Here is a 26081-nt window from a genome sequence, read left to right as displayed (position 1 = left end):
CGAATGTGGTTGAGGTCTCGTTCGGAATGTTTCGACATCTTTTGATCTGTAACCGCGCGTTTTTCTGCGATGGCCTACTCAGGAAACACCTTTACCTGTCAGCTGTGTCTTACGCAGGCTTTCCAGTCCCCGAGTGAGGACTGGAGGAGGCTTCACCTTGTTTATTGATTCCCGCGCTGGGCTCGAAGCCGGGCGGCGGCCTGGCGCAACAATTGTTCTGTGCCGCTCCAGCCAAGACAGCCATCCGTGACCGAGACGCCATAGCGCAGGGATGGACTCAAGGGCTGGCAACCGTCGAACAAATGACTCTCGATCATCATGCCGATCAGCGAACGGTCGCCTTGCAGGCGTTGTTCGAGCACGTCGTTGAACACCTCGGGTTGCCGTGCCGGGTCTTTGCCGCTATTGGCGTGGCTGCAGTCGACCATGATCCGCGCCGGGATCTTCAGTCGGGTCAAATCGCGATTTACTTGGGCGATGCTGTCAAGGTCGTAGTTTGGTCCACGGTGTCCGCCGCGCAACACCAGGTGCGTGTCGGGATTGCCTGGCGTCTGGATGATCGCAGGATGTCCCTGGCTATCGACGCCGAAATGCCGATGTGGATGGGCGGCCGAGCGCATGGCGTCGCTGGCAACCGCCACGCCACCATCGGTGCCGTTCTTGAATCCGACCGGCATGCTCAGGCCGCTGGCCATTTCCCGGTGGATCTGCGATTCGGTGGTACGGGCACCAATCGCCACCCAGCTCAGCAGGTCATCAAAGTAACCGGCGGCCATGGGTTGCAGCAGTTCGGTGGCAATCGGCAAGCCGAGGCGGAGCATTTCGCGCATCAGTTCGCGGGACAGCGTCAAGCCGCCGGCCATGTCATCACGGCCATCCAGATGCGGGTCGTAGGCCAGGCCTTTCCAACCGACAGTAGTGCGCGGTTTTTCGACATAGGCGCGCATCACCAGCAGCATTTCATCGCTGACGTCGGTGGTGAGTCGGGCAAGGTTGGTAGCGTATTCGAGGGCGGACTGCGGGTCATGAATCGAGCAAGGGCCGACGATCACCAGCAAACGGGAGTCTTCACCGTTGAGGATCGCGCGGACCGCGTCGCGGTGAGCGGCGACTTGCCGGGTCAGGGTGTTGCTGAGGGGCAATTGCTGTTTGAGTTGCAATGAGCTGGGCAGACGCTGAGTCAGCGCTTCATTGGCAGGGTTCAAGGTGGACAGCGGCAGAGCAGAGACGGACGAGTTCATATCAAGGCTTCCTGGGCTGGCGGCGGGTTCGTTCCCGCGCGCTCGGCCCTACTGGGGTGTTCGACAATTGGCCGGATTGGCTGCGTGTGTGTGCTTGCCACCTGTGGGTGACCGATCGGAGGCGGCAGGCTGTCCCGAGCGGAGGCTGGTAAATCGCCAGGCGGTAAAACTGTCGTAACGGTAATAAGTGGCGTAGTTCATGTCGTAAATCCTCAAAGTGTCTGGTGTGTCGCAAAAATGTGCGGGGCTGAAAAAACAAAACCCCCGGTCGGGAGGCCGACCGGGGGTTTGGAAAACTCTGGCGGCGACCCGTTTAAAGTGGGCGCCGTGTGGGTATCAGGCGCGCCAGTGGCTAAACCAATACCCAAAATAAAAGCTGACCGGAGCGCAAACATCATTCGCCCGCGCAGCCGCCACCGAGCGCAGGGCGCTGATCGTTGGAAGCTGTGAGAGGGCGTTGAGCATGGTCTGTCTCCGATGGATGCGCCGAGCTTACTCGAGGCCGGTGCGCGGTTTCAATCAGAAAATGCTATCGATGGCCGACTGCGTTTTCTATCACTTCAGTGCGGGCCGCTTTATGACACACTTTGTGTTTTGCTAACGCTCTAACGTCACAAGGACGAACCATGACGCCATTGACCATTGCCGCCGCTCAATCGATCTCCGTCGCGGGTGATCTCGCCGCCAACATTGTCCGGCATCAGCGTTTCATGCAGGTTGCCGCAGAGCAGGGCGTTCAGTTACTGGTCTTTCCGGAATTGTCGCTGACCGGGTATGAGCGGGGATTGGCAGCCGAGTTGGCAATCGCACCGGATGCCGAAGTGTTGCAGCCGTTGCGGGATTTCGCGCGGGTAGTCGGTGTGACGAGCGTCGTCGGAATGCCGATTCGGCTGTCGGACGAATCGCCGGTATTGATTGGCGCATTGGTGTTCGGCGCAGATGGTTCGCTCGGGGTTTACAGCAAGCAGCATCTGCACCCAGGCGAGGAAGTGGCGTTTGCCCCGGGCGCAGGTGGTTCGATGTTGACGATTGGTGCCGATGCCGTCGCGCTAGCGGTGTGTGCCGATTTTTCGCACGCCAGTCACGCAGCCGCGGCGGCGGAGCAGGGCGCCGACCTGTATGCCGCCGGTGTGCTGATCACGGTAAACGGCTATGCCCCGGACACTGCGCTTCTGCAAGGCTACGCGGGCACTCATTCAATGACGGTACTGATGGCAAATCACGGCGGTGCAACCGGAGGCTGGGAGTCTGCAGGGCGCAGTGCTATCTGGGCGTCGGACGGTTCGCTCATTGCAGCAGCGCACGGTACGGGGAATGTGATGGTAGTGGCTCGCCGCGAAGCGGGTGACTGGCGTGGGCATATCGTCGACGTTGCGGTGGCTTGAATGGGGTTCGAATGGCGTCCGGCGACACTCCAGGATCTCGACTTCGCCCGGAAGCTGACCTGCGAAAACATGCTGCGCTATTACATTCGGCACGACCTGCTTTGGCTGGATGAGGCGTTTGATGTCGCGTGGGTGGGGCGCGAAAACCGCATGATTGTGCGTGATGATGCGCTACTGGGTTTTGTCAGCTTGAGTCGCGATGCGAGCGCCTTGTACATCCGCGAGCTGCACATTATCGAAGCGTTCCAGGGGCAGGGCGCGGGCTCCTGGGTGATCGATCAGGTATTCGTACTCGCGTGCAAGGAACGTCGCCCGGCGGTACGCCTGACCGTTTTTGAAAACAATCCGGCAAAAAAGCTTTACGAGAGAAAAGGGCTGACGGTGGTCGGCAAAGACGAGTGTTTCCTGAGAATGCAGCGTGATGCTGGTGGGGGACATCGCTGAAACACGCTGGCAACAAGCCTTTCAAGACGAATTGATACTTTTTATATGACGCTTGCCGCTAGGTCTGCCAGTTGCTTTTTGCTAAGGTGTCCGGCAACCCAATTAGACCAAATCGCGAGGTGTCTGCTTGATTAGGGTGCTAGTAGTCGATGACCATGATCTCGTTCGTACAGGCATTACACGAATGCTGGCTGACATCGATGGCCTACAAGTAGTCGGCCAGGCTGAGTCAGGAGAAGAATCCCTGCTGAAAGCGCGTGAGCTGAAACCCGATGTGGTGTTGATGGACGTAAAGATGCCCGGGATCGGCGGTCTTGAAGCCACGCGCAAACTGTTGCGCAGTCACCCGGATATCAAAGTCGTCGCGGTTACCGTGTGTGAGGAGGATCCGTTTCCGACGCGGTTGTTGCAGGCCGGTGCCGCAGGTTACCTGACCAAGGGCGCCGGGCTGCCGGAAATGGTTCAGGCCATTCGCCTGGTGTTTGCCGGGCAACGCTACATCAGCCCGCAGATTGCCCAGCAACTGGCGATCAAATCTTTTCAGCCGACCAACGATTCGCCCTTCGATGCGTTGTCCGAGCGCGAGATCCAGATCGCGCTGATGATTGTCGGCTGTCAGAAAGTACAGATTATTTCCGACAAACTTTGCCTGTCGCCCAAAACGGTCAACACTTACCGTTACCGCATTTTCGAGAAGCTTTCGATCAGCAGTGATGTCGAGCTGACGCTGTTGGCGGTTCGTCACGGCATGGTCGATGCCAGCCTCTGACAATGAGTGAAGTCTTCGATCCCAGCGCTTTTCTGTCGACGGTCAGTGGGCGTCCCGGTGTGTATCGCATGTTCGACAGCGATGCGCGCCTGTTGTACGTCGGCAAAGCCAAGAACCTGAAGAATCGCCTGTCGAGTTACTTTCGCAAATCCGGTCTGTCGCCCAAGACGGCGGCGCTGGTGGCCCGTATCGCTCAAGTCGAAACCACCATCACCGCCAACGAAACCGAAGCCCTGCTGCTTGAGCAGACGCTGATCAAGGAATGGCGCCCGCCGTATAACATCCTGCTGCGCGATGACAAATCGTACCCTTACGTTTTTCTCTCGGATGGCCAGTTCCCTCGCTTGAGCATCCACCGCGGTGCGAAGAAGGCCAAAGGTAAGTATTTTGGCCCGTACCCGAGCGCCGGCGCGATTCGCGAAAGCCTGAGCCTTTTGCAAAAGACCTTTTTTGTCCGTCAGTGTGAAGACAGCTATTACAAGAACCGCACGCGACCTTGCCTGCAATACCAGATCAAACGTTGCAAGGCACCGTGCGTGGGGTTGGTTGAGCCAGAGGTGTACGCCGAAGACGTTCGCCACTCGGTGATGTTCCTTGAAGGCCGCAGCAATGCGCTGGCGGACGAGTTGTCCGCGGGCATGGAGGAGGCGGCGATCAATCTTGAGTTCGAGCGCGCCGCCGAGTTGCGCGACCAGATTTCATTGTTGCGTCGAGTCCAGGACCAGCAAAGCATGGAAGGCGGCACCGGCGATATCGATGTGATCGCCGCCTTCGTCAATCCGGGCGGTGCTTGCGTTCATTTGATCAGCGTGCGCGGCGGGCGGGTGCTGGGCAGCAAGAACTTCTTCCCGCAAACCGGCATCGACGAAGATGTGTCCGAAGTCATGGCCGCCTTTCTCGGCCAATACTTCATCACCAGCCCCGAGCGCGACTTGCCGAGCGAGCTGATCGTAAACGTGGTTCATGAAGACTTCCCGACGCTGATCGAGGCCATCGAAGCCCTGCGTGGTCGCGAGCTGACGATCAGTCATCGGGTGCGCGGTACACGAGCGCGCTGGCAGCAATTGGCGGTCACCAATGCCGAGCAGGCCTTGGGCGCGCGTCTGGCGAACCGTCAGCACGTCGCGGCACGTTTCGATGCGTTGGCAGAAGTGTTGAACCTGGACGAGCCGCCGCAGCGTCTGGAGTGCTATGACATCAGCCATTCCAGCGGCGAAGCCACCGTAGCGTCTTGCGTGGTGTTTGGCCCGGAAGGCCCGATCAAATCCGATTATCGCCGCTACAACATCGAAGGCGTGACGGCGGGGGATGACTACGCCGCAATGCATCAGGCCTTGACCCGCCGCTTCAGCAAGTTGAAGGACGGTGAGGGCAAGCTACCGGATATTCTGCTGGTGGACGGTGGCAAGGGTCAGCTGTCCATGGCGCGTGATGTACTCAATGAACTGGCGGTGCCTGACTTGATTCTGTTGGGCGTGGCCAAAGGGGCGACGCGCAAGGCCGGTTTCGAAACCTTGTACCTCAACGATGCTGCCCACGAGTTCACCTTGCGCGGCGATTCCCCTGCGCTACATTTGATTCAGCAAATACGCGACGAAGCTCACCGATTTGCGATTACCGGGCACCGCGCACGCCGTGGGAAAACTCGCCGCACGTCCACGCTTGAGGGCGTGGCCGGCGTCGGGCCGACACGGCGTCGCGATTTATTAAAACATTTTGGTGGATTGCAGGAGCTGTCTCGTGCCAGCATCGAGGAGATCGCCAAAGCACCCGGGATCAGTAAAAAGCTCGCAGAGTTGATTTATGCAAATCTGCACAGCGAGTAGAATGCCCAACTCACCTCGTAGCCAGTTGTGCCGATGAATATCCCTAATCTGATTACCGTTCTACGCGTCCTGCTCATCCCGATCTTCATTTTACTGTTCTACCTGCCTTACCACTGGAGCTACCTGGCGTCTGCCTCGGTCTTCGCATTTGCCGCCGCCACAGACTGGCTGGACGGTTATCTGGCCCGACGCCTGGAGCAAAGTACCCCGTTCGGGGCTTTCCTCGATCCCGTGGCGGACAAGCTGATGGTTGCCGTCGCGCTGGTCTTGCTGGTGCAAGAACACGGTAACCTGTGGCTCACGCTGCCGGCCGCTGTCATCATCGGTCGCGAAATTGTCGTCTCGGCATTGCGCGAATGGATGGCCGAACTCGGCGCCCGTGCTCACGTGGCGGTGTCGAACCTGGGCAAATGGAAAACCGCCGCGCAAATGCTCGCATTGGTCATCCTGCTGGCCAATCCGTCAGACTTTTCCTTCTGGGTCTTGATCGGTTATGCCTTGCTGCTGGTGTCTGCGGGCCTGACATTGTGGTCCATGGTCCAGTACTTGCGGGCTGCCTGGCCGCATCTGAAGACCGACGTTGAAAAGAAATAAAACTTTTTTGAATCAAGGGGTTGACGGGGCATCTGGATTCTATAGAATGCGCCACACCAAGACGCGGGAATAGCTCAGTTGGTAGAGCACGACCTTGCCAAGGTCGGGGTCGCGAGTTCGAGTCTCGTTTCCCGCTCCAAGTTTGTACGCATTTGTTGTTGTGCTACTGACAGCAGATGTTTGAGGCCGAGTAGCAAAATGGTTATGCAGTGGATTGCAAATCCACCTACGCCGGTTCGATTCCGACCTCGGCCTCCACTATAAACAAGCTCCGTAGATCTATGATTTACGGAGCTTTTTTATTTCAGCAGCCCTGCAAGATTTTGTCTTGAAAAGGTCATCTGCGAACTTGCTTCACCGGGGCGGGGTGTATATATTTCCCCCTCTGCTGCACAAGCGTCAGAACTGCCAGGTTGTCATCTGTCAGTTTTGAGACTGCTTCACCGCGCTACCGCCCGAATGGCGAAACTGGTAGACGCATGGGACTTAAAATCCCCCGCTCGTAAGGGCGTGCCGGTTCGATTCCGGCTTCGGGCACCATGAATATCAAGGGCTTACGTGAGGGACCTCACGTAAGCCCTTATTTTTTTGCTCCGCGACAAACAATCTCCGCTCCGCAACTCGCTACCACAGGTCATTTTGTGGGCGTGACTTTCATCCCTTTGCGCATTCGAATGTATTTCCGTCATACCAACGGTGGTATGCCCTAGTTGATCGCGTGCTGCTCTTATGTTGCCTGTCGATTCCTCTTTGTCTGTCGCCGCCTTCGCCCGCAAGTCACGCATTTGAAACTCGGCCTTCGCAACTCTGGCCGCCGCCCTTGCCCAGTCAAACCTTCCACGCAACATTGGCCATGGTTTCCACGGCAGAAAAAATACGCGCCTGAGATTGAAATCTTTACTTTTGGCAGAGGCTTCCGGGCTCAGCGTCCCTAAGGGGGGAATTCGGCTATCCAGTGCCCGGCAATCTCTTCTCGCCGGCAGATCCAGGCCGAGCCGTGGCCTTGCACGTAATCGAGAAAGCGCGCCAACGCCATCGCGCGTGCTGGATGGCCGCTGATCCGGCCATGCAGGCCGACGCTCATCATCTTCGGATGTTGCGCGCCCTCCTGCCACAGCAAGTCGAAAGCATCCTTGAGCAGCTGGAAGAAGTCCTCCCCGGAGGAGAAACCGTTCGGAAGCAGATAGCGGATGTCGTTGTTGACCAGTGTGTACGGGATCACCAGGTGTTTGGGCGAACCTGGAAGCCAATAGGGCAAGTCATCGTTGTAGGCGTCTGAGCTGTAGAGGAGCCCGCCGTCCTCGCGCAACAGGCGGCAGGTGTTCGGACTGACCCGCCCCGTGTACCAACCTGTGGGGCGCTTGCCGCAGATCCGCTCGATCGTGTCGAGGGTAAGGCGGATATGGAGCCGCTCTTCGTCTTCAGGGATGTCGAGATAGTCCAGCCAACGGTAACCATGCCCGGCGACTTCATGCCCGGCAGCGCGGAGCGCATGGCCGATCTGCGGGTTGAGTTCCAGTGCCCGGCCGACGGCGAAGGCGGTCAGGGGCAGGCCACGGGCGCTGAACAGCTCCAGGAGGCGCCACACGCCTGCGCGCGATCCGTATTCATACATCCCCTCGACACTCAAATCCCGTTTTCCCGTGCGAGGTGGGCGGCCAGGCAGCTCGTGGAGATAGGCTTCTGACTGGGCATCGCCATTGAGGATGCACGACTCCGCGCCCTCCTCGATGTTGAGCACGAACTGAACCGCGACGCGAGCCTCACCCGGCCATCGCGGGTGGGGTGGACAACCGCCGTAACCGACCAGATCGCGCGCGGACATCAGCCCAGCTCGAAGGTCGTGACGCCGAAGACACGTTCGTGCGCGAGAGCCGGAGGAGGGCCGAGATACATGCGCGCGCAGCCGAAGACCTCGTTCATCCCATGTTGGTGCACGAGCGCCATCGCGGCGCGGTTGTTCTCCGGGGTGTCGAGAAACAGGGGGCCACCCGCGGCGAAGCTTGCCAAGTGCGAGTAGAGGGCATTGGCCGTCAAGGCGTCATCGCTGAACAGGGGACCGATCTTGCAGCCTTCCCTGCAGCGCCGCACCACGCCGAATCCGCTCAGCCTTCCTTGGCGCCGGCAACCCAAGGCGAGCGCATCGGGTTGGGCTATCCACCCTCTCAGGAAGGTCGGGCGCGAGGCTGGGAAGCAGGTGCGGTCGTAATCGAGAACCTGATCGAACGCAAAGGTAGCCAGCGGGACGATGTCTTCGCCGTCAACAAGCGAGGTTGCCGGACGTTCGAGGATCTCGGCACGAAAACGCATGTTGCGATGGGAGAAGACGAAGCCACCCTTGGCGTAGTAGTCCTGCATCGCGAAGACACCGTCCATGCCGATGCTCGCACCTGGGCGCAAACGAGCGAGGAGGCGCTCGCGGCGGGCGTGCCAGAGGGTATTGCCGAGACCCTGTCCGCGATTTTCGGGCCGAACGATGAAGAAACCCATGAAGCCGAATTCGCCGTTGTAGGAGGTGATGGCACCGCCGCCAATCAACTCGCCATCAAGGTCCGCCGCGATGAAAGCCTCAGGGTCCGTAGCCCAGAACAGCTCGGCATCATGAAGGCCGGGATTCCAACCCTCGCGTGTAGCCCAGCCGACAAGCTGGTCCAGCTCGGAGCGGGTCATGTTGCGAATCACAAGCTGATTCGACACCGCGATGTTCTCCTATTGACGCGATTCTGGCTAAAAAACTATCTTTTTCTGCCGCGTACAATTTTGCCTGCCTTCGGCAGTCAAGGTGTTGACTTGAGTCATGATGTTGATTCATTCAGGTGAGGAATCAAGAACGTCGCGGCTCACTCCAGAACGGGATACTTAATGTTGCGAGGCTTGATTACCTGCCCCGAGGTGCTGGGCTGATCAACGTAGGACGTGGCGCGCACGTTGTAGAGCAGGACCTGCTTTCTGCGTTGGAAAATGGTCGTGTGGGAGGTGCTGTATTGGATGTCCTGGTGCAGGAGCCGCTCACTGAAGAGAGTCCTTTCTGGAATCATCCCCGGGTACTTTTGACTCCGGTGCATGATCGCGGCGCAGACTTGCCTCCCAATGCAACGGTGCAACGGTGGCGCATTGCGCCTACCGCTGTAACCGTTCATAAACGGGCCAGAGCCCGAGTTCACCGCACTATTTCAATCTCACTCGGCCGCCAGGTTTTGGTGAAGAAAGACTCCGCTGGACTGTAGAGCCTAAGCACCGTGAACCACCCTTTGGTTGGGTCGGTCTGAATCCAGTTTCCGCGTTTTACTCCTTCAGGTTGGGTTGGACTGAAGTAGATCGTAGTGACCCCGTTGGCGTCAGCTTCTGCGGCGGGCGAAGGGAAGCTCTGGCTTCCCGCGCGGGGATAGCGTTGCGGCGTGTCGAGCATTGAGCGCGTCTGGTTGTCGTAGACAGTGAACGACCAGAAGTTCGTTTCCGGGATGTCTTTCGGCAGGGTTACCTTATAGGTCTTGGCACCGTCAAAGAACTGCTTGTTTGCATCCGCCATGGTCAGCAGATACTGCGAGCCGACCCCTGTCAGGCGCATGGCCATGCCGGGCGTGATGCCGGTTACGCCATAGAAAAAATACGTCCGTGCATCCAGCGTTCGGTAACCCGTCGCTGGGTAGGGCTTGACGCCTTCCGGTGTTATCTGCGGGATCGGCGTCTCGAACTCATAGCCGGTCTGAAACAATAAATTCGACCACGACGAATTGGGGTAGTAGTACCAGCTTGGATCGCGCGGGCTCATGAAGAGCGTGCGTGTGGCGGCGTTGCCTACTGCGACCGCCTCGGTGAGGATTTTCTTCATTCGTGCGTCTGGTGCAAAGGGCTTGCCTTTGACGATCCCAATGGCCGCGATCGACCCCATCAACTCGGCATTCTGAGAGGTCGCCGGCTCCTGCTGGACAATTTCGTTGAGCACCTCGTAGAAGCTGAAGTCGTTGGGTGGCAACGTGTTCATCACTTTGCCGCTGCCTTCATGAAACACCGTCGGCGGTGGCGTGGTGATCCGACCGAGTTTGCCCTTGCCACTCAAGAACTCGGCAATGCTGGTGCCAACACCACCGGCTTCGTAGGGATAGACCTTGGTGAACTGCTTGATCGACGCAACCACGGGCTTGGGATCGCTCTTGTTTTCCAGGAAGGATCGAGCGAACCACAGAACGTAGTTGGTCTTGGCATGGGCGATATAGAAGCCTCCCTCGGGCAGCGGGCCGGTATAGCCTGGCGGCAGGATGAGATACTTCCCGCCCTCGCCGCGATCCGGCCCCGGCAGACCGATGTCGATGACCCAGCGAAACCATTGATCGTCAATGGCACCAAGTGCCTTGGGGGGAACCTCAAGTACCATAGGCCCCTTGGAGAGGTCGAGGCCGCCAAAGAAGTAGACCGTGTCCGCATTGGCGGTCAGGTACAGCGACTTGGCGTCCATCAGTTCCGAGTAGACCATGACTTCGTTGTCTTTCATGCCAACGTTTGCCCAGCCTTTTCGGAAGGAAGCAATGCTCACACCGTCCAGGCTATTCATGAACGTGTTGTACGCATGCGTGAAGTCGATTTGGTCGTACACCTTCGCCACGGTTGCCGCGCTTGGCGCGCCGTCCTTGAACTCCAATGTGCCGATGCGGGATTCGACTTTGTCCGGGGTGCTGACCGATGCGGGTATCGCAGCGGGCTCTGCCGAAACCCAGTGGGGAATGGCCAAGGTGGCGCAGGTCATGATTACGGCCAAGGGATGGTCAAACGGTCTCATCGTTTACTCTCCTGTGTTTGTGTGACTCCACCTCGAACTCTGAGTGTCCCCGCGAGCCCAAGACATCCCGCTAAGCGTAGTTGGCATTCAGACAACAGCTAACGAATAAGCGAAGCTTGTAAATCGGTCCTCATAGGTACAGAAAAGAAGTTGCCGCCCATCACACCGCGCGTAACTACGCAGGCGTCCAAATACCGGTCTTTGCGGTCCGCCGAGCATAGTCAGTAAAGTCCCGAGCCGGACGTCCCAGTGCTCGATGAACGCCATCGGTAACCGGTGTATTTCGGCCATCGAGCACGGTGGTGAAGAGATAGTGCACCAGCTCAATCAAGTCGGCAGGCAATTGTTCCTGCTCCAACGCCTCCCGATAGGCCTTCGGTGGGACAGCGATGAAACCGATATCGCGCCGGGTTTCTTGTGCAATCACAGCAACCGCATCAGCAAACGTCAGCGCCCGAGGCCCTGTCAGTTCATAAAGCTGATCTGAGTGTCCGGGTTGGGTCAGCGCCTGAACTGCAATCTCGGCAATGTCCTCCACATCGACAAAGGGCTCCGCGATGTTGCCCACGGGAAGCGCCAGTTCACCCTGAAGAATGGGCTGCAGAAAATGCGCCTCACTGAAGTTCTGGAAGAACCAGCTGGAACGCAGGATGGTCCAGTCGATGCCGCTGTTCTGAATAACGCGTTCGGCGTGTTCTGCTTCGGCCTCTCCGCGTCCGGATAGCAGCACCAGTTTGCCGACGCCGCTTTGAACGGCCAGGTCGGTAAACGCCTGAACCGTTTCGACGGCGCCCGGAACGGCGAGGTCCGGTTGATAGGAAATGTAAACAGCGTGAACTCCATCAAGGGCTGCACCCCAGGTGGACCGATTCTCCCAGTCGAAGGGTGGATTTGCTTGACGCGAACCGAGGCGCACGGGCAGTTCCGCAGCTGCAAGTCGTTGAGTGATCCAGCGCCCTGTTTTACCGGTCGCGCCGAGAATGAGGAGGGTGCCTTGCGTGTTCATCGCGTTCATCTCCATCGGGTTAATGTGAGTGACACTCACGTTAAAAAGATGATAAACGCTCATGTTCCATCGTCAACTGGCGTGACGAACAAAGCCGACGTACGGCTTTGCGCCCTTGGGTGTGCGAATGGGCAGTGCTAATGTGAGTGCATGTCATGTAATTGATCGGGGAAATGCAGTGCCGAAGAAAGCCACCCCCGGGCGCGAACAGTCCTTTTCAGAGCCGACCCGACGCAACCCCACGCAACAACGCAGTCGCGAGCGACAAGAACGAATACTTGCCGTGGCGACGCAGCTCATCGCGACCAAGGGCAGCGATTCGCTAAAGATGAGTGAAATTGCCGAACGCTCGGAGATTTCGATCGGCTCGCTTTATCAGTACTTTCCAGACAAGAGCTCTGTGATCCGCACGCTGGCCGAGCGCTATAACGCCGAGAGTCGTCGGTGTATAGAAGCGGCACTAGGGGCGGTCCAGGACGCACAAGGCTTGCGCGAGGCGTATTCGGACTTGCTCGAGCAGTATTACGACATCGTTCAGGCAGAGCCGGCAATGCGTGATACCTGGTCGGGGATGCAGGCCGACAAGCAACTGCTGGCGTTGGAGTTGCAAGAGAGTCGTGTCGCTGGGAGATTACTGGCCGATGCGATGCTTCGGGTGTTTCCAGGCAGTGATGCCCAGCGAGTCGCTGATAGCGCTTTTCTGATCTGGCAAATGGGTGAGGCGACCATGCGACTGGCCATTACCTGCGCGCCTGAAGAAGGGCGGCGATTGGTCGAAGCGTTCAAGCGCATGTCGCTCGCTGAAATCATGGCGCCCGCGAGCCTGCATACAGCCGAGTCATTGAACAGCAGTGGGCCGAACGAGGTCGACCCAACTGTTGATTGAGCCTTTTAAACAAAAGGCTGACCGGTAAAACCACGAGGCAGTCTTTGCAGCCCGGCCATGGCGGTAAGCCGCTCGGTCCAGGCTGAGCGCCAGTCATTGGCGGTGTGAGTGGCTTTGGCCTTGCGTGCGGTACGGCGTGCCGCATTGCGCTGGGCCTTGCGCGCTTCCTGGTACGCATCGGTGTTTCGGCAACTTCTGCATTTCACGCGGTTCAGTTCTTGGGTGGACGTGAGGTTGCTGCCTTTGTGACCGCAGGCCAAGTGCCCGCTGACTTTGAAGTGGGTGACCATGGAACGCCTCCTTCGCGACGTGTGATCGTTTGACCTCCCGTAAACGCAAGCGTTCGTTGGCTTCCTGGCGAGCGAACCTTTTTTAGGGCCGCCGGAAAACTCGCAAAACGCCACATGCCTGTAGGAGCAAGCTTGCTCACGGTAGCGGCCTTACAGACGACATGGATGTTGAATGTGATGGCCCCATCGCGAGCAAGCTCGGTCCCTACAATAGGTCTGCGTAGTCCGATAGGTTTTCAGAGGCAAAAAAAAGCCCGGCGACAGGCCGGGTTGAGGGTGCAACAGCAGACCTACAGACATGCGCAAACCCGGTGATGATGAGGTCACCGTTCAAGGGGCCTGAAACAGGCCCTGTTCTTGCGTCGAGTGTCCGGATCGAATCATCTGAACCGTGGGAGGGGCGGGTCGACAGGTTTTAAAGACGACAGCGTGTTTCGAATCAGGGGTGTGTCTTTTTCGATGTCGTTCAGCCGATCACGAATTCTGAGGGCTGTCGGGTGCCCCCCTTGATGATCGACCCAGTCGGCAATTTCCTTGCACGCAGCGGCAAGTCGAGCCTGCCGGGAGTCGAGCAGGGTGAGGAGGGTGGTGATGGACTCTTTTTCGGACATGGCAAACACCTCCGTAGAAGAAACCTGGCAAATGGCAACAAAAAGCCCGCGAGGGGCGAGCTTTCTGCTGTTGGGGTTGCTGTTCCTTCAGTTGTTTTCAGTATAGACCCGTGGCAGTCAGGTGATTGTTCATCAACCTAGGCGGGCGATCACTTGCGACGTTGAGTTCAGTCGTTGGCATTCGTGTCTGGCATCTGCTTCAGCATCAAAGCCGTCCCCGATGAACCCCTGCGTGCGAGTATCGGCAATGCGATACCAGACAGCGGCGTCGGGTGGTGGGTGGCCGGATTCTCCGGCTCGGCGGCCATGAATGATGATTTTGTTGCATCGCTTCACAACGAATATGTCTTCCATGGCCTCATCACTGCTGATTCTTGTTCAGATCAACTATAGAAGTTCTTTGTGATCGTGCAAAAAATAGGCAGGTCAATTCGTCGCTTCAGCATTGGCGCGCATTCGCTCAAGGAACACTGTCAGCCCGACTTCCTCTGATTTGAGCCCTTTACGCAATCTTGGTCGAGGCAGCTCAGCCAGAGCGCCGAGCATAAAAGCGTCGAGCACCGCCGGGTGGATGTAGCATTTTCGGCACACCGCCGGCGTGTTGCCCAATTGTCTGGCGACGTTCTTCACCATCTCTACTACCAGTCGCTTTGCATCGGACTCGGGTTCCCACTGCAATTCGCGCAGCACGGACAACGCCAGAACACTGCCCGCCCATGTGCGGTAATCCTTTGCCGTGAAATCGGCGCCGGTGAGGGTTTGCAGGTAGGCATTGACGTCGGCGGAACTGACAGTATGTCGCTCGCCGTTTTCATCCAGATACTGGAATAGATTTTGTCCGGGGATTTCCTGGCAGCGCTTGATGATCCGGGCCAGGCGTCGGTCTTTCACGGTGATCTGGTGCTCGACGCCACTCTTGCCGCGGAACTGAAACCGGATCGCACTGCCGTTGACTTCAACGTGACGGTTACGCAGGGTGGTCAGGCCGTAGGAACGATTGTCCCGGGCGTATTGAGTGTTTCCGACCCGGATCAGTGTCGCATCGAGCAATGTGATGACGGTGGCCATGACTTTGTCTCGGCTGAAGCCGGGCGCGGCCAGCAGTGTTTCAAGCTGTTTGCGCAGTTTCGGCAGCGCCAGGCCGAAGTCCCGCAGGCGCGAATATTTGTCGGCATCACGCACTTCGCGCCAGCGCAGGTGGTAGCGGTACTGCTTGCGACCACGAGCGTCGCGGCCGGTGGCTTGCAGATGACCGCACGGGTCGGCGCAAATCCACACATTCGTATAGGCCGGCGGTACGGCGAGGGCGTTGAGGCGTTTGATTTCGTCCGGGTCGGTGATGCGCTGGCCCGCAGGATCGAAGTAACAAAATCTTCCACGCAGCAGTTTTCGGGTGATTCCGGGCTGCGTGTCATCGACATAGTGCAGGTCGGGTGGCAATACATCAGACAGCGCGGTATCGGACATGGCGAGTCATCCTCGGCGACAAATCAGGGGCCAGTACAGCCATTGACCGCATTCGTTTGTCGTTGGTGCCGGCGGATTTAAGCCAGGACCGCCACCGCTTTGATTTGTGCCCAGAGTTGCTGGCCCGGATGCACGCCCAACTGGTCTCGGGAGTAGCGGGTGATACGTGACAGCAAGGGTGTGCCGGCGGCGTTCAGGCGGATCAGCACATGAGCGGCGTTGTCGGCACCGATTTCACTGATTACCGTCACCGGCAAGCGATTGAGGATGCTGCTTTGCTCGACGCTTCGCAGGCTCAGGCTGACATCGCGCGCGTGAACCTTGCAACGCAGTGCCTGGCCCAGGGGCATGGGCGCGTGGGCTACGCGAATGCCCAGATCGGTATCGGGTAACTGCAAGGTCAGCAACTGGTAGTGGGCGTCATACGCGCTGACATGTCCTTCGATCACCACGCCGGCGTCGTCGCCCAGCGCCATTGGCAGGTCCAGGCGAGCGAGGGTTTCGCCGATGGGGCCGCTGGCCAGTGCCTTGCCTTCGCTCAGCAAGACGATATGGTCCGCCAGGCGCGCGACCTCATCCTGTGAGTGACTGACGTACAGCACCGGGATGTCCAGTTCATCATGCAGACGTTGCAAGTAAGGCAGGATTTCGTTTTTGCGCTGACTGTCCAGCGCGGCCAGCGGTTCGTCCATCAACAAAAGTTTCGGACTGGTGAGCAACGCGCGCGCGATGCCGACCCGCTGCCGTTCGCCGCCGGAAAGGTGCTGCGGGTGACGCTCCAACAGGTGCCCAATCCCCAACAGTTCCGTGGCATGGTCCATGTCGACCCGGCGTTGCTGTTTCGGGATGCGCTTGAGGCCAAATTGCAGATTCGCCAACACCGACAGATGGGGAAACAAACTGGCTTCCTGAAAAACATAACCCAGCGCGCGTTTGTGCGGCGGCACGAAAATCTTCTTGTCGCTGTCCTGCCAGACCTCATCGTTGACCTGGATAAAACCCTGTTGCGCCCGTTCCAGACCCGCGATGCAGCGCAGGCAGGTGGTCTTACCCGAGCCCGAGTGTCCGTATAACGCCGTCACGCCACGGCCAGGCACTTGCAAGTCTACGTCCAGGACGAACCCCGAATAGCTCAGTTTCAGACGCATATCGATCATCGATCAGCTCCAGCCTGCTTTGGTTTTACGGCTGGAGTAAAGCGCCAGCAATACTACAAAGGAGAACACCAGCATCGCCCCGGCCAGCCAATGAGCCTGGGCGTATTCCATGGCTTCGACGTGATCGTAGATCTGCACCGACACCACGCGGGTCTTGTCCGGGATGTTGCCGCCGATCATCAACACCACGCCGAACTCGCCGACGGTGTGGGCGAAGCCGAGAATCGCAGCGGTGATAAAGCCGGGTCGGGCGAGGGGAAGGATCACGCTGAAGAAGGTGTCCCATGGATTCGCGCGCAAGGTCGCGGCGACCTCCAATGGGCGAGTGCCAATGGCGGAAAACGCGTTTTGTAGCGGTTGAACCACGAACGGCATCGAATAAAGCACCGAGCCAACGACCAGCCCCGCAAAACTGAAGGTCAGGGTGCCAAACCCCAGCGATTGAGTGAACTGACCGACAAAGCCGTGAGGCCCCAATGCCAGCAACAAGTAAAAACCAATCACTGTCGGCGGCAGGACCAGGGGCAGGGCGACAATCGCCCCGACCGGGCCGCGCAACCAGGAGCGGGTGCGCGACAGCCATAACGCAATCGGAGTGCCGATGACCAGCAGGATGGCAGTCGTCAGGGACGCCAGTTTGAGGGTCAGCCAGATGGCGGCAAAGTCGGCACTCGTCAGCGTCATTTAGAGTTGGTAACCGTAGGATTTTATGACAGCGGCGGCTTTCGGACCTTTAAGGTAGTCAACCAGTGCCTTGGCGGCCGGGTTGTCCTTGCCTTTGTTGAGGATCACCGCATCTTGATTGATCGGCTCGTGCATGTCGGCTGGAACGATCCACGCCGAACCCCCGGTGACTTTGCCGTCTTTGTAGATCTGCGACAAGGCTACAAAGCCAAGTTCGGCGTTGCCGGTGGAGACGAATTGATAGGCCTGGGTGATGTTCTGGCCTTCAACGATTTTGTCCTTGACCTTGTCCGTCAGGCCCAGCTTGGCCAGAACCTGAGTCGCGGCCAGGCCGTAAGGTGCGGTTTTGGGGTTGGCGATGGCCAGATGCTGATAGGGGCTGTCGCTCAGCACTTTGCCCTTGGCATCGACGTAGCCGTCTTTGGCCGACCACAGGGCCAGGGTGCCAATGGCGTAGGTGAAACGCGAACCCTTGACCGCGTCACCTTCGGTTTCAAGTTTTTGCGGCGTGGTGTCGTCTGCTGAGAGGAACACCTCGAACGGCGCGCCATTTTTGATCTGGGTGTAGAACTGGCCGGTTGCACCATAGGCCGCGACCAGTTTGTGCCCGGTGTCTTTTTCGAAATCGGCAGCGATGGCCTGGATGGGCGCAGTGAAGTTGGCCGCGACGGCGACCTGGACTTCGTTCGCATGGACGGTGCCGAATGCGAAGACTGCGATCAGGCTGGCGAGGCACGTAGGGGCAAAACGTGAGGCACGAATGGTCATGAAACGGCTCCGTGGTAGGCGAGTGCTGCAAGGGGAGTGAATCGCTATATAGATGAATATATAGCGAATTGCCTGCAAACGGAATGTGTTGGTTTATGCCGTCACATGAACGTGGAGCAGCTGACGCAGCTTTCGGCAGCCGCTACACGGGGCTGGGCTTATTGACGAAGCAGCTTGGCCAGTCCTGCATCCGCCAGGTGTCGGGTCAATTCTGCTGCCGTCATTTCAACGCCTAACCTGAATGCCTGCCCAGCCCACAGATTGCTGAAATCCGCTTCGTCCTTGGCTCGCAACGGCATCAGCGCACCACCGGCGAGTGGGAAGATCGGCGCTTTATCGCTGATCGGCCCGAGTTCGCGCATCACCCGATTGAGAATGCCGCGTGCCGGGCGACCAGTGAAAATGTTGGTGACGGCGGTCTCGCTTTCTTTGGCGGTGCGCAACGCTTTGTAGTGCGATCGGCTGACCTTGGCTTCTGGCGTGAACAAGTAAGCCGTACCCATCTGCACCGCCGAAGCGCCCAACACAAAAGCTGCCGCAACACCCCGCGCATCACTGATTCCGCCAGCTGCAATCACCGGCACTTTCACGGCATCGACAATTTGAGGCACCAAAGCAAAGGTCCCGACCTGGCTGCTCAGATCGTCACTGAGAAACATCCCGCGATGACCACCGGCCTCGTAACCCATGGCGATGATTGCGTCACAGCCCTGCTGTTCCAGCCAGACGGCTTCTTCGACCGTGGTGGCCGAGGACAGAATTTTCGCGCCGGTGGCTTTTACCCGATCCAGCAGGGATATTTCCGGCAAACCGAAGTGAAAACTGACCACTTCAGGGCGAAACTCTTCGACGACCTCACAGGCCGCGGCATCGAACGGTGCTCGATTAGATACCGGTGTCGGCGCATCAAAATCGACGCCCAGTTCCCGGTAGTAAGGTTCCAGCAAGTTCTTCCAGTCCCGGGCACGTTGCTCATCCGGAGCCGGAGGTTGATGGCAGAAATAGTTGATGTTGAACGGGCGCTGGCTGTGTTGGCGAATCGTCTTCAGCTCCTCGCGCAGTTGCTCGATGCTCAGCATTGCAGCAGGCATCGACCCCAGACCGCCAGCGTTACTCACTGCGATGACCATGGCCGATCCATTGGCGCCGGCCATGGGGGCCTGGATGATCGGCAGTTCGATACCGAGCAGGTCGAGAATGCGTGTGTCTGGCCATTGGCTCATTTGAATGATGCTCCGACGTCAAAACAGGGCAGGGACGGTAGAACCGGTTTTTTACCAGCTATCGCGGGTGAAGGGCCAGTCGACTTTTGGCTGGTCAGCGGTTTGGCTTAAAGTCTTGTACGGCGAAATGTTTCTTTGTGGTATTTCAAGGGTCCCACATCCTGATTGATTCCATTGAGAGGCAACGATGTTCAACGGTATTTTGATCGACAAAGACGACAGCGGTTACCGGGCCACATTGCAAGAGATCAATGAAGATCAACTGCCCGAGGGTGATGTGACGGTGCGCGTGGCGTACAGCACCCTGAACTTCAAGGATGGATTGGCAATCACCGGCAGCAGCCCGGTGGTGCGAAAATTCCCGATGGTGCCGGGGATCGATCTGGCCGGCACTGTCGAAGTCAGTGATCACCCGGACTACAAGGTCGGTGATCAAGTCGTACTCAATGGCTGGGGCGTGGGCGAGGGCCATTGGGGTGGATTGGCTCAGAAGGCACGCCTGAACGGTGACTGGCTGATCCCGTTGCCAAAGGAATTTACCACCGCCCAAGCGATGGCCATCGGTACAGCCGGCTACACGGCCATGCTGAGCATCCTGGCGCTGGAGCATAACGGCGTGACGCCGGAGCAAGGCGAAGTGCTGGTGACCGGTGCCAATGGCGGTGTAGGCAGTTTCGCCATCGCGCTTTTGAGCAAGCTGGGTTATCGCGTCGTGGCATCCACCGGGCGCACGTCTGAACACGAGTACCTGAAACGCCTGGGCGCCAGTGAAATCATTGACCGCGCCACGTTGTCCGAACCCGGCAAACCGTTGGCGAAGGAGCGTTGGGCGGCGGTCATTGATTCGGTCGGCAGTCACACCTTGGCCAATGCCTGCGCCAGCACCAAGGCTAACGGCACGGTCGCGGCGTGTGGACTGGCGCAAGGCATGGACTTTCCGGCCTCGGTCGCACCGTTCATTTTGCGCGGCGTGACATTGGCCGGAATCAACAGCGTGACCCAGCCCAAGGCCAGGCGCGTACTGGCCTGGAATCGGTTGGCCAAGGATCTGGATTTCGCACTGTTATCGCTGATCAGTCATGAAATCGGTTTGAGCGAAGCCATCGATGCCGCGCCGCGCTTGCTCGCCGGGCAATTGCGTGGGCGGGTGGTGGTCGATGTGAATCGCTGATCAGCACGTCTCGCGCTCCAGTAAAACGCGTTTGCGCTCAACCCCCCAGCGGTAGCCCGACAGGTTGCCGTCGCTCCGTACCACGCGGTGGCAAGGGATCGCCACTGCCAGATTGTTCGCGCCGCACGCCTGGGCCACGGCGCGAACGGCTTTTGGCGACCCGATGCGTTGGGCGATCTCGGCATAACTGGCGGTGCTGCCGACGGGAATCTCGCGCAAGGCTTGCCAGACACGCTCCTGAAACGCTGTGCCGCGCACGTCCAGCGGCAAGTCCAGGCCAAGGGCCGGAGCTTCGATAAATCCTACAACCTGAGCGATCAGTTGCTCGAACTCATGATCGGCACCGATCAGATGGGCGCGGCGAAACTTATCCTGTAGATCGCAGACCAGTTGGTGTGGATCATCCCCCAGCAGAATCGCGCAAACCCCGCGTTCACTTTGCGCCACCAGAATGGCCCCCAGGGAACACTGTCCGACGGCAAAACGGATGTCGGTATTTTGCCCGGCGGCCCGGTAGTCACCTGGCTTCATGCCCAACAGATGATCTGCTGCTTCATAGAAACGACTGTTGGAATTGAAGCCGGCGCCATACAGGGCATCGGTGACCGTGCCGCCGTCCGCCAGACGTTCACGAACCCTGCGCGAGCGATGGGCCGTGGCGTAACCCTTGGGTGTCAGTCCGGTTACAGCTTTGAACACTCGATGGAAGTGGAAACTGCTCAGGCCCGCTGCGTCCGCCAGTTCATTGAGCGCCGGCAGATTTTCGGCGGATTCGATGTGCCGGCAGGCGGCGGCCACGGTGGCAGCATGTTGTGCGGTGACGTCACTTTGATCTTTTACGGCGCGCTTGCTTGGACGATAACCCGCCGCCTGGGCTTGCTCCGGCGTGTCGAAAAACTCGACATTTTGCGGTTTCGGCAAGCGCGCCAGACTGCTGGGGCGGCAGTAGATGCCGGTGGTTTTTACCGCATAGACAAACTGCCCGTCTGCGGCCGGGTCGCGCGCGACGACCGCGGCCCAGCGAGGATCGATCTCGGTTGCTGTCTTAGTCGAATGCGTTGTCATGTCTGTATGTCCATTGACCCGTTTCATTCAGATTAATCAGGCAGAAGGGGCGTCGCACTCCGGGTCTTGCGGTCAAATTCGAGCGCTTCATCCGGCTGTGCGAAAAGTGAAGTTGATCCTTTGTTCCCCCAGTCTCGGATGATGACCGTCCTTGATCGGCAGTACGCCGTGATAGCGCAAGCGGTCCACGCCACCCCAGACCACGATGTCGCCATGCAGCAACGGCACGCGCAGGCTTTTATCACTTCGTTCAAAACCGCCAAACAGGAACGTAGCAGGCAACCCCAGCGATACCGAAACGATCGGGGCTGCGTAGGAGCCTTCGTCTTTGTCCTGGTGCAGTGACATCCTGGCCCCAGGGACATAGCGATTGATCAAGCAGGAATCGGGCACAAAATCCGCGAATTCCGCTTCACGCGCCGCTGCTTGGGCAAGCTCGAAAAACACCTCGGGCATCTCGGGCCAGGGTTGCCCGGTCTGTGGGTCATTGCGCGTGTATTTGTAGCCGCTTCGATCAGTGGTCCAGCCCAAGGCGCCGCAACTGCTTAACGCAACCGACATGGTAAAGCCGCCGGGCGTGACCATTTGCCGAAACGGCGCGGCCGCTAAAACCGCGTCCAGTGCAGTCAGTAACGGATCCAGCCAGGGCAGGGCAAAGCCGCGCAAGACGCAGGATTGTTCACCGATCTGCTCGCGCCTGGGCGGTTGCTCGGGTTCTACGTTGGGAAACAAATCCAAGGTGGCTGGGCTCATGGGTCATAACGCATCGTGAAAGATGATTCCAAGGGTATGCCGTTTTCCGCTGTGCACGCGACTCACGCCGTGGCGCATGTTCACTCGGTAATACCCGCGAACACCTTTGATCGGTCGCTGGCTGACGGCAAAGATCAAGGCATCGCCTTTCTTCAGGTCAAAGACCTGGGGACGTGACTGCATTCGCGGGCGCTGTTCAGTCAGGACGAATTCGCCGCCGGTAAAATCTTCGTTGGGTGCTGACAGAAGAATCGCCACTTGCAACGGGAAGACGTGTTCGCCGTACAGATCCTGATGCAGGCAGTTGTAGTCCTGCGGGCCATATTGCAGCAACAAGGGCGTCGGGCGTTCCTGACCGGCGGCATGGCAGCGTTGCAGAAACGCTTCGTGCGTGTCGGGAAAGCGAGTCGGCAGGTCCATCCATTCGTACCAGCGATTGGCGATTGGCACCAGTCCGGGGTAGAGCTCGCTACGCAAGCGGGCGACGGGATCCGGCAGGGGGTACTTGAAGTACTTGTACTCGCCACGGCCAAAACCGTGACGAGCCATGATCACCTGTGAACGAAAGAGCTCAGGCTGCCCGTAAAGGGCGCTGATTTCGTCGCAGACCTCGGCACTCAGGAGTGATCGGATAATGGCGCAGCCATCCTGATCGAGTTGTTGCTCCAGCATGTTCTGACGCCTTCACCAAAGGTTGAGGTGGTCAGTCTAGGCCGTGGTGGCGGGGCGAACACCCCGGTGCTTGCGGTCAAACTTCAGAAGCAGGAGCAGACATCCATGCTGTTGCTCTGGGGGGGGCTGTTACAGCGCTTTGCTGACGCTGATCTCGCTGATGACGTCGTCGCTCTGGCCATGAATGGCCTCAAGCGCAGCCTTGGCTTCATCTGCGGTGCCGTTTTCAAGCTGGGCAAACTCGAAGCGGCGTTCACCGTTGAGTTTGTATTTGATGACGTACTTAGTCGTTTGGGCCACGGTGATACCTTGCTTTATTTCATGCGCGGGTGTTAATCAGCTCAGTTTTGTGCTGGAGCGGCGGATGATCTTGATCGAGTGCGTCAGGGTCGGTTTGCGGGTCACGCTGATCGGCCGGCGGTTGACCGTGTCGATGGTGATGTTCCAGAAACCGGTGCTCGGCGCGGTAATCCGGGCCGGGAAGGTGTCGAATGCGCCGCCGTGGTAAGTGTGACGACCGCCATTCTTGAAGCTTCGGAAGTTGGCGTCGTTCATCAAGCGGATGTTGCACGTTTGGGAGCACTGGATGACGACGATGTCGTCTTCATTGAGGTGCTCGCGCTGGTGGATAAATTTCATGAGGCGCCTCCAGAAGGGCTTTTTCTACAAAATCAAAACGATAGCATGGGCGATGGGCGCAGTTTATCAGCCCGTACAGGTTATTATCGGGTCGTCGCGCTCCGCTTTGACAATTAAAACCGGTTATTCGACATTCCATGAGCGATAAAAGTGGAGCACCTCGGAGAAAATCAGCCTTTGTGCTGTCCGAGGGTCTTTATCGGAGGTTTTGTATGAAGTGGGGTGTGTTAGTCCTGCCGTTGGCGTTGGTCGTGAGTGGCTGCGCGAATGTTTCGGAGATCAACGAGACGCTGCCGACCATGAACGTGATCTCAGGCAAGAAGCCCCATGATTACGCGCAGTGCCTGGTTGAGCATCTGGCCGAGAGTCGTGGCGCCTTGCAGTTGGAACCGCAAAAAGATGGGATGCGTGTGATCGTTCCGGCAAAGTTCTCGTCGGCCCCGGCAGCCGTCTTTGACATTGAAAACCGCTCCGGTGGCAGCAGCATCAAGCTGCATGAGCGGATGTCCAATGTACCGGTGCGTCCCAAGGACGTGCAGAAAGCCGCCAATACCTGTATTTCCGGCTGATAGACTAGTGACAATTTACATCGATGCCGTCAAGGCTGCGCTTTGACGGCATTGTCATTTCTGGAGTCAGGCATGAAGCGAGAGCAGGTTCGGGAGCGCCATGCAGAGGGCCACATCTCTGCCACCCATGTGATTCAAAATCCGGCGAACCCAGGGGAATGGATCGTGTTTTTCAAGAAAAGCGCCGGGCGCAGTTATTTTCTGGTGGACGATAACGATGAAGTCGAGTCCTTCAGTCGTCTCGACGACTTGATCGAGGCCGTGCGCGGCCTCGGGATCAAATTCGCTGAAATTCATATGTAGCGTCGATGTCTTACTTGCAGACCACGACAACGCTGCGGTTCTTGAAATTGCCGACGTCGACACCCAGGGTCTTGTCGCTTTCTTTGGGTGACGGCGTGCCGTCGGTCCCGACAATTCGATAGCCGGTGCCAGCGCAAGAGGTATCGGCTTTTTCGTAACACGTGGCCCAGGAGTTGGCTTCGCCGGAGCAGTCGATGGTCAGCCCCTGCTCACCATTGTTCAGATAAGTCGTTTCCGAGGTGGCGCAGCCGCTCAGGGTCAATACTGCAATCAGTGGCAAAAATTTAGTCATGTCGTTGTCGTCGTCGAGATGATAGGGCTAAGCCTGTGACAGCGCTCGCATCAAAAGGTTATAGCGAAGGGCCACTTCATTGCAGGCAATCACAAAAAAGCCCTGCGCAGGGGCAGGGCTTGGTCAAAAGCGGGTTCAGATCAAGTCTTGTCTTTACCGCGGCGTTTGACGGTTGGGTGTTCAAGTTGCAATACGGATGCCACCTCAATCGCCAGCGCTTCGGTAGGGAATGGCCCGGCGATATTCTCGCCGCCGCCGAAGTTGGTTATCCACCACTGGCCGTCTTTTTCCTGATTGATCAGGAACCCGTTGATGCTTTTTGCTTCCGACATCTCTCTGCCTCGTTGGCTGGTTCAATTGCGCAATGATAGCGCCAAATGCACTCAGAAAGTGCCGATGGGCGTATGGTGGTGCGATTGCATGTCTGGTGGAATCGCCAGTGCAGATTCGAAGTTATCTGCTATCTATTAGAAGCTGCCGAACGATCTGCGGAACTATCAGCGAGAATATTTCTCTATGTTGGCATCGGTTAGCCAGTGCGGGGCATTGTAAGGTGCACGCCGCCTGATTAGACTGCGCCGAAACTCGTACACACAGCCCTTTCAAGGACTTTTATGATCAAGAAATGCTTGTTCCCAGCAGCCGGTTACGGTACTCGCTTCCTGCCAGCGACTAAAGCCATGCCCAAAGAAATGCTGCCGGTGGTGAACAAGCCACTGATCCAGTACGGCGTCGAAGAAGCACTGGACGCTGGCCTGACCGAAATCTCCATCGTCACCGGTCGCGGCAAGCGCGCCCTCGAAGACCACTTCGACATCAGCTATGAGCTGGAAAACCAGATCAAGGGCACCGACAAGGAAAAATACCTGGTCGGCATCCGCAAGCTGCTGGACGAGTGCTCGTTCTCCTACACCCGCCAGACCGAAATGAAAGGCCTTGGCCACGCGATCCTGACTGGCCGCCCGTTGATCGGTGACGAACCGTTTGCCGTGGTGCTGGCGGACGACTTGTGCGTCAACCTCGAAGGCGACGGTGTACTGACCCAGATGGTCAAGCTGTACGAACAGTACCGCTGCACCATCGTCGCGATTCAAGAAGTGGATCCGCAGGAAACCAACAAGTACGGCGTGATCGCTGGCGAGTTGATCGCTGATGACCTGTACCGTGTACGCAACATGGTCGAGAAGCCGGCCCCGGAAGACGCTCCGTCGAACCTGGCGATTATCGGTCGTTACATCCTGACTCCTGACATCTTCGAGCTGATCAAGCAAACCGAGCCTGGCAAAGGTGGCGAGATTCAGATCACCGATGCGCTGATGAAACAGGCGAAAAACGGTTGTGTGATTGCCTACAAGTTCAAGGGCAAGCGTTTTGACTGTGGTGGTGCGGAAGGCTATATCGAGGCGACCAACTTCTGCTTCGAGAACTTCTACAAGACTGGCAAGGCTTACTGATAGCGCCTGACCCACTTGTAATGAAAAGCCACCTT

The 26081-nt window shown here is 58.1% G+C and carries 30 protein-coding genes, 3 tRNA genes and 1 pseudogene; 14 read left to right on the top strand and 20 right to left on the bottom strand.

The window, feature by feature from the left end; all coding sequences use genetic code 11:
* Positions 1 to 161 precede the first annotated feature (161 nt).
* Positions 162 to 1241, bottom strand: a complete 1080-nt coding sequence (locus ACA048_RS16000) for a 3-deoxy-7-phosphoheptulonate synthase (RefSeq protein WP_497625290.1) — start codon at positions 1239 to 1241, stop codon at positions 162 to 164.
* 626 nt (positions 1242 to 1867) lie between these two features.
* Here ACA048_RS16000 and ACA048_RS15995 point away from each other — a divergent pair.
* The 8 genes from ACA048_RS15995 to ACA048_RS15960 all read left to right on the top strand — a co-directional run bounded on the left by ACA048_RS15995 (position 1868) and on the right by ACA048_RS15960 (position 6799).
* Positions 1868 to 2626, top strand: a complete 759-nt coding sequence (locus tag ACA048_RS15995; protein WP_497625289.1) for a carbon-nitrogen hydrolase family protein — start codon at positions 1868 to 1870, stop codon at positions 2624 to 2626.
* The gene (locus ACA048_RS15990) at positions 2627 to 3070 is read left to right on the top strand and encodes a GNAT family N-acetyltransferase (RefSeq protein WP_497625288.1); all 444 of its coding nucleotides are present in this window, start codon (positions 2627 to 2629) and stop codon (positions 3068 to 3070) included. It abuts the gene before it with no gap.
* Between the two features lie 127 nt (positions 3071 to 3197).
* Positions 3198 to 3839 carry a response regulator transcription factor GacA gene (gene gacA / locus ACA048_RS15985; protein WP_008015884.1) on the top strand — a complete coding sequence of 214 codons (642 nt, stop codon included), beginning with the start codon at positions 3198 to 3200 and terminating at the stop codon, positions 3837 to 3839.
* Between the two features lie 2 nt (positions 3840 to 3841).
* Positions 3842 to 5665: an excinuclease ABC subunit UvrC gene (gene uvrC, locus ACA048_RS15980; protein ID WP_497625287.1), complete on the top strand. Its 1824-nt coding sequence runs from the start codon at positions 3842 to 3844 to the stop codon at positions 5663 to 5665.
* Positions 5666 to 5698: 33 nt separating this feature from the next.
* A complete protein-coding gene (pgsA, locus tag ACA048_RS15975; RefSeq protein ID WP_223513238.1) occupies positions 5699 to 6259 on the top strand; it encodes a CDP-diacylglycerol--glycerol-3-phosphate 3-phosphatidyltransferase in 561 nt (186 codons plus the stop codon).
* Positions 6260 to 6322: 63 nt separating this feature from the next.
* A tRNA-Gly gene (locus ACA048_RS15970) sits at positions 6323 to 6398 on the top strand.
* 45 nt (positions 6399 to 6443) lie between these two features.
* Positions 6444 to 6517, top strand: a tRNA-Cys gene (locus ACA048_RS15965).
* Positions 6518 to 6712: 195 nt separating this feature from the next.
* Positions 6713 to 6799: transfer RNA gene (locus tag ACA048_RS15960), tRNA-Leu, on the top strand.
* 94 nt (positions 6800 to 6893) lie between these two features.
* Here ACA048_RS15960 and ACA048_RS15955 read toward each other — a convergent pair.
* From ACA048_RS15955 to ACA048_RS15945, 3 genes and pseudogenes are all read right to left on the bottom strand, one after another.
* A pseudogene (locus ACA048_RS15955) lies at positions 6894 to 7107 on the bottom strand (integrase); the annotation flags it as partial.
* 83 nt (positions 7108 to 7190) lie between these two features.
* On the bottom strand, positions 7191 to 8084 hold the full coding sequence (locus tag ACA048_RS15950; protein ID WP_497625286.1) for a polysaccharide deacetylase family protein: 894 nt from the start codon (positions 8082 to 8084) through the stop codon (positions 7191 to 7193).
* A complete protein-coding gene (locus ACA048_RS15945; protein WP_497625285.1) occupies positions 8084 to 8956 on the bottom strand; it encodes a GNAT family N-acetyltransferase in 873 nt (290 codons plus the stop codon). Before ACA048_RS15945 ends, ACA048_RS15950 begins: the two co-directional genes overlap by 1 nt.
* 119 nt (positions 8957 to 9075) lie before the next feature.
* Between ACA048_RS15945 and ACA048_RS15940 the strand changes: the two genes are divergently transcribed.
* Positions 9076 to 9486 carry an NAD(P)-dependent oxidoreductase gene (locus tag ACA048_RS15940; protein WP_497625284.1) on the top strand — a complete coding sequence of 137 codons (411 nt, stop codon included), beginning with the start codon at positions 9076 to 9078 and terminating at the stop codon, positions 9484 to 9486.
* On the opposite strand, the gene ACA048_RS15935 is transcribed toward ACA048_RS15940, so the two are convergent.
* A complete protein-coding gene (locus tag ACA048_RS15935; RefSeq protein WP_497625283.1) occupies positions 9420 to 11036 on the bottom strand; it encodes a DUF1254 domain-containing protein in 1617 nt (538 codons plus the stop codon). The genes ACA048_RS15940 and ACA048_RS15935 overlap by 67 nt on opposite strands.
* A gap of 175 nt (positions 11037 to 11211) precedes the next feature.
* The gene (locus ACA048_RS15930; RefSeq protein ID WP_497629877.1) at positions 11212 to 12042 is read right to left on the bottom strand and encodes an NAD(P)H-binding protein; all 831 of its coding nucleotides are present in this window, start codon (positions 12040 to 12042) and stop codon (positions 11212 to 11214) included.
* Positions 12043 to 12220: 178 nt separating this feature from the next.
* Between ACA048_RS15930 and ACA048_RS15925 the strand changes: the two genes are divergently transcribed.
* The gene (locus ACA048_RS15925) at positions 12221 to 12928 is read left to right on the top strand and encodes a TetR/AcrR family transcriptional regulator (protein WP_497625282.1); all 708 of its coding nucleotides are present in this window, start codon (positions 12221 to 12223) and stop codon (positions 12926 to 12928) included.
* Between the two features lie 5 nt (positions 12929 to 12933).
* Here ACA048_RS15925 and ACA048_RS15920 read toward each other — a convergent pair whose 3' ends face one another.
* The 7 genes from ACA048_RS15920 to ACA048_RS15890 form a co-directional block, all read right to left on the bottom strand.
* Positions 12934 to 13218, bottom strand: coding sequence for a hypothetical protein (locus tag ACA048_RS15920; protein WP_497625281.1), 285 nt, complete (start codon positions 13216 to 13218; stop codon positions 12934 to 12936).
* A gap of 380 nt (positions 13219 to 13598) precedes the next feature.
* A complete protein-coding gene (locus ACA048_RS15915) occupies positions 13599 to 13829 on the bottom strand; it encodes a hypothetical protein (RefSeq protein ID WP_007946177.1) in 231 nt (76 codons plus the stop codon).
* Between the two features lie 426 nt (positions 13830 to 14255).
* Positions 14256 to 15296, bottom strand: a complete 1041-nt coding sequence (locus tag ACA048_RS15910; protein WP_497625280.1) for a DNA topoisomerase IB — start codon at positions 15294 to 15296, stop codon at positions 14256 to 14258.
* Between the two features lie 77 nt (positions 15297 to 15373).
* Positions 15374 to 16453, bottom strand: a complete 1080-nt coding sequence (gene modC, locus ACA048_RS15905) for a molybdenum ABC transporter ATP-binding protein (protein WP_497625279.1) — start codon at positions 16451 to 16453, stop codon at positions 15374 to 15376.
* A 3-nt stretch (positions 16454 to 16456) separates the two neighbouring features.
* Positions 16457 to 17137 carry a molybdate ABC transporter permease subunit gene (gene modB / locus ACA048_RS15900; protein WP_497625278.1) on the bottom strand — a complete coding sequence of 227 codons (681 nt, stop codon included), beginning with the start codon at positions 17135 to 17137 and terminating at the stop codon, positions 16457 to 16459.
* Entirely contained in the window at positions 17138 to 17905 is a 768-nt protein-coding gene (modA, locus tag ACA048_RS15895) for a molybdate ABC transporter substrate-binding protein (protein WP_497625277.1), read from the bottom strand.
* A gap of 158 nt (positions 17906 to 18063) precedes the next feature.
* On the bottom strand, positions 18064 to 19128 hold the full coding sequence (locus ACA048_RS15890; protein WP_497625276.1) for an NAD(P)H-dependent flavin oxidoreductase: 1065 nt from the start codon (positions 19126 to 19128) through the stop codon (positions 18064 to 18066).
* Positions 19129 to 19315: 187 nt separating this feature from the next.
* Here ACA048_RS15890 and acuI point away from each other — a divergent pair, with 187 nt between their 5' ends.
* Positions 19316 to 20299, top strand: coding sequence for an acrylyl-CoA reductase (NADPH) (acuI, locus tag ACA048_RS15885; RefSeq protein ID WP_497625275.1), 984 nt, complete (start codon positions 19316 to 19318; stop codon positions 20297 to 20299).
* On the opposite strand, the gene ada is transcribed toward acuI, so the two are convergent.
* The 5 genes from ada to ACA048_RS15860 all read right to left on the bottom strand — a co-directional run bounded on the left by ada (position 20300) and on the right by ACA048_RS15860 (position 23428).
* Positions 20300 to 21364, bottom strand: coding sequence for a bifunctional DNA-binding transcriptional regulator/O6-methylguanine-DNA methyltransferase Ada (ada, locus tag ACA048_RS15880; protein WP_497625274.1), 1065 nt, complete (start codon positions 21362 to 21364; stop codon positions 20300 to 20302).
* A gap of 87 nt (positions 21365 to 21451) precedes the next feature.
* Complete coding sequence (gene alkB / locus ACA048_RS15875) at positions 21452 to 22117, bottom strand: DNA oxidative demethylase AlkB (RefSeq protein WP_497625273.1); 666 nt, start codon at positions 22115 to 22117, stop codon at positions 21452 to 21454.
* Positions 22118 to 22120: 3 nt separating this feature from the next.
* A complete protein-coding gene (locus tag ACA048_RS15870) occupies positions 22121 to 22789 on the bottom strand; it encodes a 2OG-Fe(II) oxygenase (protein WP_497625272.1) in 669 nt (222 codons plus the stop codon).
* 129 nt (positions 22790 to 22918) lie between these two features.
* Positions 22919 to 23089: a hypothetical protein gene (locus ACA048_RS15865; protein ID WP_497625271.1), complete on the bottom strand. Its 171-nt coding sequence runs from the start codon at positions 23087 to 23089 to the stop codon at positions 22919 to 22921.
* 36 nt (positions 23090 to 23125) lie between these two features.
* On the bottom strand, positions 23126 to 23428 hold the full coding sequence (locus tag ACA048_RS15860; RefSeq protein ID WP_007946189.1) for a DUF1883 domain-containing protein: 303 nt from the start codon (positions 23426 to 23428) through the stop codon (positions 23126 to 23128).
* 212 nt (positions 23429 to 23640) lie between these two features.
* On the opposite strand from ACA048_RS15860, the gene ACA048_RS15855 reads away from it, so the two are divergent.
* Both ACA048_RS15855 and ACA048_RS15850 read left to right on the top strand, forming a co-directional pair.
* Complete coding sequence (locus ACA048_RS15855) at positions 23641 to 23997, top strand: hypothetical protein (protein WP_497625270.1); 357 nt, start codon at positions 23641 to 23643, stop codon at positions 23995 to 23997.
* 72 nt (positions 23998 to 24069) lie between these two features.
* Positions 24070 to 24300, top strand: a complete 231-nt coding sequence (locus tag ACA048_RS15850; protein WP_223513452.1) for a hypothetical protein — start codon at positions 24070 to 24072, stop codon at positions 24298 to 24300.
* A 10-nt stretch (positions 24301 to 24310) separates the two neighbouring features.
* Here ACA048_RS15850 and ACA048_RS15845 read toward each other — a convergent pair whose 3' ends face one another.
* Positions 24311 to 24592 (bottom strand): hypothetical protein, encoded by a 282-nt coding sequence (locus tag ACA048_RS15845; RefSeq protein ID WP_497625269.1) that lies wholly within the window; start codon positions 24590 to 24592, stop codon positions 24311 to 24313.
* Positions 24593 to 24732: 140 nt separating this feature from the next.
* Positions 24733 to 24924: a hypothetical protein gene (locus ACA048_RS15840; protein WP_497625268.1), complete on the bottom strand. Its 192-nt coding sequence runs from the start codon at positions 24922 to 24924 to the stop codon at positions 24733 to 24735.
* A gap of 282 nt (positions 24925 to 25206) precedes the next feature.
* Here ACA048_RS15840 and galU point away from each other — a divergent pair, with 282 nt between their 5' ends.
* Positions 25207 to 26046, top strand: coding sequence for a UTP--glucose-1-phosphate uridylyltransferase GalU (gene galU / locus ACA048_RS15835; RefSeq protein ID WP_008155104.1), 840 nt, complete (start codon positions 25207 to 25209; stop codon positions 26044 to 26046).
* The last annotated feature ends 35 nt before the right edge of the window (positions 26047 to 26081 follow it).

This window comes from Pseudomonas sp. LBUM1659 (assembly GCF_059716045.1).
The sequence above is the reverse complement of the archived record's forward strand: the minus strand, read 5'-3'. Positions and strand labels throughout refer to the sequence as shown.